Annotated in this window: 3 protein-coding genes; 2 read left to right on the plus strand and 1 reads right to left on the minus strand. The window is 64.6% G+C overall.

The window, feature by feature from the left end; genetic code table 11:
* Window positions 1-19 precede the first annotated feature (19 nt).
* Window positions 20-2,482 (minus strand): MMPL family transporter, encoded by a 2,463-nt coding sequence (locus tag F4Y72_07395; protein ID MXZ28118.1) that lies wholly within the window; start codon window positions 2,480-2,482, stop codon window positions 20-22.
* Window positions 2,483-2,567: 85 nt separating this feature from the next.
* On the opposite strand from F4Y72_07395, the gene F4Y72_07400 reads away from it, so the two are divergent.
* Both F4Y72_07400 and F4Y72_07405 read left to right on the plus strand, forming a co-directional pair.
* Window positions 2,568-3,836: a tryptophan 7-halogenase gene (locus F4Y72_07400; protein ID MXZ28119.1), complete on the plus strand. Its 1,269-nt coding sequence runs from the start codon at window positions 2,568-2,570 to the stop codon at window positions 3,834-3,836.
* A gap of 54 nt (window positions 3,837-3,890) precedes the next feature.
* On the plus strand, window positions 3,891-5,960 hold the full coding sequence (locus F4Y72_07405) for a LysM peptidoglycan-binding domain-containing protein (protein ID MXZ28120.1): 2,070 nt from the start codon (window positions 3,891-3,893) through the stop codon (window positions 5,958-5,960).
* Window positions 5,961-6,083: the final 123 nt, after the last annotated feature.

Here is a 6,083-nt window from a genome sequence, read left to right on the forward strand (position 1 = left end):
CCGGTGTGGCCCGGCGAGATTATGGCACGAGGGCGCTTTTCTGCGCGGTTTGTCCGCCGGAGGGTTTGTCGATTGCCAGCAACAGCGCGGGCAGCAGGGACAGGTCCGCGATAAGCGCGAAGCCGATAACCATCGCGGTGAGGATCCCCACCTGGGCCGTGGGAAGGAACGGAGAGAACGCAAATATGAGAAAACCGGCCACCAGCACGACCGTGGTGGTGAACAGGGCCCGCCCGGCAGTCTCGAAAGCATAGTGCACGGCCTGCTCGGGATCGCGGCCGTATTCGCGCCGCGCACGGCGGTACTTGGCAAGAAAATGCACCGTGTCGTCCACGACTATGCCGATCGTCATGGCTACCACCACGGACAGCGAAAGCCCGACCTGTCCGACCGTCAGTCCCCAGACACCGAAACCCATCACCGCGGGGAGCAGATTGGGCACGATGCTGACCAGGCCGAGCCGCAACGATCGCAAGGCGGCCAGGAGAATGACGGAAATCGCGACAAGCACCACGATGGTGCCCAACAGCATGGCGCGGATGTTGCGCTGGCCGATGTAGGCGAACAGCGCCGAGGGTCCGGAACTGTTGACACCGACGATCCGAGGCGCATTTTCGCTGAGCCAGGCGTCGGCGCGGGCGTTCAGATCCAGCAGGTCCTGCGAATACAGCGTCGTGGACGATACCGTCATGCGCGTAGCCTTTCGGAGCGTGTCGATCTGGTTGTTGAGATCCAGGCCCTGGGGAAGCGAAAGTTCGTAGAGCAACAGGTACTGCGCCGCCAGTTCCCGGCTGTCGGGGATCCGGTAAAAAGCGGGATCGTCGCCGTGCATGCTCTGGTTGAGTTGCCGAAAGGTGTCGGTAATGACCGAGACATGGCGCACGGAAGGCTGCTCACGGAACCACTCGGCAAAGTCCGATACCTCGACGAGGAACTCGGGATCGGTTACTCCGCCCGCGTCGGCCGCCTCAAGCGAGTAATCGAGCACGGTATTGCCGCTCAGATGCTCGTCCATGAAATCGGTGTCGCGCCTGAACTCGACGCTTTCGTCGAAGAAATGGACCAGCACATCGTTGAGTTCGTTGCGCGGAATGGCCACGATCATCGCGATCACCACCGCCACCCAACCCCACAGCAGCGCCTTTCTGCGCCGCAGCGCAAAGTCCGCCATGGAGCCGAGCAGCGGCCCGACCAAGCGCCGGTCCGACCCGGGTCGGACCGGGAGCAGCGAAAGCACGGCCGGCAGAAATGTGACGGACAGAAGAAAGGACATGCCGATCCCGAAAGCGACGAAGTTGCCGAGGTGGCGGTACGGGGGCACCTCCGAAAAGTTCATGCTCAGGAATCCGAGCGCCGTCGTGAGGCTGGCCAGGAACACCGGGTGCAGATTGAGACTGACGGAATGTACGATGGCATCGCGCTTCGAGTGCCCGGCGCGCATGTGCTGCTGCAATGTCACCAGCAGGTGAACGCAGTTGGCCACGACAATCATCAGCACGATGGTCGGCGCCGGCGAGATGGGCGGTGAAAAAGGCAGGCCGGCCCAACCGCCAAGACCGATCGACGCGAGAATGGAAAAGACGATCACCGCTCCGGTCGCCGCTACTCCCGCAATGCCGCGGATGAGGACCCCCAGGATCAGGGCCATGAGCGCAAGGCTGGCGGGCAGGAAGATCATCTGGCTCTCGATCGATGCTTCCAGGAAGGTCTGGTTGATCATGACCGTGCCGACCACGCGAAGGTCCATGCCGGCAAACTGTTCTTCCGCCTTTGCGGCGATCTCGCGGGCGAAGCCTGCGACTTCGGCGACCGCCTCCAACTGGTCCCCGTCGGGCAGTTCCACCGTTACGTTCACCACGCTCACGTCGCCGCCCGTCGCCAGGATGCTGCCCTCGACACGGGGGTCAGCCAGGGCAATCGCATGTATGCGTGACCGCGCATCGGGATCGCCCAGTTGCTGTGGGTCAACGAGGTCCCGCACATACAGGTCGTCGCCCTCGGCCGTCGTGTACTGGAAGTTCGTCAGCGAATCGACCCGCCGGGAATACGGTGTCTGCCAGGCGGCTTCCGTCAGCCAGACCGCCGCCGATAGCGCGGTTTCCGAGGTCGCGTTTCCGTCGTCCGGGACGATCAGGAACACGACGTTTTCGTTCTTGCCGTAGGTGTCCTCCAGCGCTTCCAGCGCCAGAAGCTGCGGATTGTCCTCGTCAAAGAATATGCGGTAGTCGCCCGAGAAACCGAGTCGCAGAATGCCGCTGGACGCGACCGCCACCAGGAATAGGGCGGCCAGGATGACCCGCCAGCGATAGGCGACCACCCATTCGGCAAATCGGGTCTCGAATTGCCCCTTGCCTGTGCCTTGCCCGCTCACGGAACCTGAGCCGCGAGTGCCGCCGTACGCATTGATTCGCGACGAAGACCGCTCATTCCACCCCCATGTGAACGCAGCCGAGTATAGGGTTGGCCGGCAGGCATTGTCCATCCGCAGGCCGATTCCACGAGCTCAAGTAGAATCATCCTTCGGGCATGTTGAGATAGGTGGTTTCGGGGGGACCCCAGCCGTGACGATGCCGGGAAGTAACTCGTGCAGGAAGATCGCCGTGGTCGGGCGCGGGACCGCGGGCGCCCTGGCCGCCGCCAGCGTGTCCCGGCTGCACCCGGACAAGGACCATGAACTGCACCATATTTACGACTCGCGCATTCCGGTCATCGGCGTGGGCGAGGGAAGCTGGCCCAGCCTGGTCCAGCAATTGCATCGACTGTCGGGATTGCCGCATGAGAAGGTTCAGCGGCGCCTGAACGCGACCCGCAAGTACGGCGTTCAGTTCGAGGGATGGGGCCGGAGGAAAAGCGAGTTCATTCACCATTTCACGCCACAAGCGGTTTCCTACGCCTACCACCTGTCGGCCGACGTGATGGGGGACCTGCTGAGCGAGGGCACGCGCGCCCGCCACATCGACGCAAAAGTGCTGGACATCACGAAAGTGGACGGCGGGGCGCAGGTGGAGTTCGAGGGCCTGCCGTCCGAACGCTACGACCTGGTCTTTGACGCGCGCGGATTCCCCAGGCGACTGGATCCCGAAGAACACATCGAAATCTCCTTCATCCCGACGAATACCGCGGTGATCCGCCGCTGTCCGGCGATCATCGAGGAACCGCCCGACGGGCCGGTCCTCAAACACACCTATACGCGCGCGATCGCGCGCCCGCACGGATGGGTGTTCGTCATCCCGCTGACCGCGCACACCTCATACGGCTATATCTTCAACCGCGACGTATCGGATCTGGAGGAAGTCGAAAAGGACTTCGACGAACTGCTGGCGCAGGACGGCGTGGCGGAATTCGAAAAACGCACCGTGCTGCGTTTTCCCAATTTTGTCCACCGCCGGATCTACGACGGCGCGGTGGCCCGCATCGGCAACGCGGGCGGATTCATGGAGCCGCTGGAAGCGACCGCGATCCGGCTGGCCGAGATGCAGGTCGGGATGATTCTGCAGATGCGGCTCAACCGGCCGGCCGAATACCAGGAAAACGACGTGCCGGTCGTCAACCGTTTCCTGATCAACGACACGCTCACCTGCGGCCTGTTTGTGGGCTGGCACTACAGTTGCGGTTCCCGATACGACAGCCCGTTCTGGCGTTACGCCCGGGACTGCGCCTGGCCAACGTACCGCAGCGCCACGGACCCTGCGGCTGTGGGTTGCGCCGCATTAAGCAAATTCGACGAAATGATCGACTTGATCAATGCTCCGGTCATCGATCAGTCGGAATGGGAGCGGAGGTGCGGATTCCCCCTGACCAGCTTCGCGCAGATGTCCCAGGGACTGGGCACGTAACCGGGTCGGCGGATTGCGAAATACGCGGCTTTCGTGTAGAAAGTCTGCCCGAATATGAGGGCGCCCGCCAGAACACCCGCCGTGCTGCCGGCGCTTGCCATGATGCTGGTTCTTGCCCTGAACCCGGGAGCCGCATTCGCCGCCGGGGACCTGCCGGTTCCGGAGGGGCTGCGAACCGAAATCGATTTCTGGAAGCGGGTGTTCGGGGCCACGGGCCGCGACACGGGCCTGGTACACGACAGCCTGTACGTGGGCGTTGTTTACGGCGAAGTATCCCTCAAGGACCTATCGCCGCGCGCGCGGCGCAGTGCGATACGGGCGGCCGTGCGCGACTACCGCAACGTGCTTCAGCAACTGGCGGACCGGCGGCCCGAAAAACTCAGCGAAAAGGAACAGCGGGTACTTGACGCCTGGGGGCCCGACCCGTCGCGCGCCACGCTCAGGGCCGCGGCGGGACGCATCCGCGTGCAGCAGGGAGTGGCCGAGAAATTCAGGGACGGACTGGTGCGATCAGGACGCTGGCGCGACCACATTCTCAGGACGCTCGAGGAACACGGCGTGCCCGAGGGGGTGGCCGCTTTGCCGCACGTGGAGTCCTCGTTTATGCCGCACGCGCGCTCGTCGGCGGCCGCCCTGGGCATGTGGCAATTCACCCGCTCCACCGGGCGCCGCTTCATGCGGATCGACAACGTAATGGACGAACGGCTGGATCCCTGGCGGGCGACCGTCGCCGCCGCGCAACTGCTGACCTACAACCACAGCCTGCTCGACAGCTGGCCGCTGGCGATCACCGCCTACAACCAGGGAGTGGGCGCGATGCTGCGGGCCGCCAGGCAACTGGGCACCAAGGACATCGAGACCGTGGTCCGCCGCTACAAAGGGCGGACCTTCAAATTCGCCGGACGCAACTTCTACGTCGAACTGATTGCCGCGATCGAGGTGGAGGAGGAAGCCGAACGCTTGTTCGGGCCGGTAATCCTGGATCCGCCGATCGAGTACGCGATGGTGCAGGTGCCGGACTATATGCGCCTGAGCACGCTGGCCGGCGCCCTGTCCCTGGATTCTTCCATGCTGGCTAGCCTGAACCCCGGCCTGCGCCAGCCGGTGCTGGGCGATTCCAAGTACGTTCCCAGGAACTACCTGCTGCGAGTGCCCCCGATAGCGGATGCCGAGATCCGCGTCGCGGCGATCTCGAGCGACCTGCGCTTCGCCAGCCAGATCCGCGACCGCAACTACGTCATTCAGCCTGGCGACACGCTGTCGCTGATCGCGCAACGCTACGGGACGAGCGTGACGAGGCTCATGCAGGCCAACAACCTGCGAAACATGCACCGCATCCGCGCCGGCCAGACGCTGGAGATCCCGGGGCTGGCCGCGCGCGAACCGATACCCGACGGCGCCGAAACCTACCGCGTGCGCCGGGGCGACACGGTCGGCAGGATCGCCCGCCGGGCCGGCCTGTCCGAGGACGAGCTGCTCGCATTGAACGACATTGGGAACAGGAACCGGATATACGTGGGCCAGGAACTTCGCCTGACATCGGCAAATCTGCCGATTCCGCAGCCGCCGGTGGCCGTGGAGGCGCCGGAACCGGCAGCCGACGACGACAACGGCGTCGTCGCTTCGACGCCGGCGGTGGAGCCCGCCCCCACCGGTCCGTCCTTCGGCGTGGTCAGCCTGGCGGACCCCAACGACTACACGGTGCTGGACGGCGACCTGGTGCAGGTGGAGGCCGCGGAAACGCTGGGACACTACGCCGACTGGCTGGAAGTCCGGACGCAGCGCCTGCGGGATCTGAACGGTCTGAGCTTCGGCAGGCCGGTGAGTATCGGCAAGCGCCTGCGCCTGGACTTCAGCAGTGTAAGCCGGGATACCTTCACCCGTCGCCGCGTGGCATTCCACCATGAACTGCAGCAGGCGTTCTTCTCCGACTACCACGTCGTCGGGGTCAGCGAGTACAAGGTGCGCAGAGGAGATTCCGTCTGGCAGCTCATGCGCCGCAACGACGTGCCCATGTGGCTGCTGCGACAGTACAACCCGGGCCTGGATCCCGACACCCTGGAGGTCGGCGCCGAACTGATGTTCCCCAGGCTGCAGGCGAAGAACGCTCCGGCGCCCTCCTGACCGATGAACGGCTGGAACTTCGATTCCGCCCCTCCATACCCCCTGCCTCCGGGGGACGCATTAACCCGTCCATGGGGCTCGGCGGCGGCTCCTGCCGCCGCCGCCCCCGGAGGAAGGGGGCAC

The organism is Gammaproteobacteria bacterium, assembly GCA_009838035.1.
GTDB lineage: Bacteria > Pseudomonadota > Gammaproteobacteria > Steroidobacterales > Foliamicaceae > Foliamicus.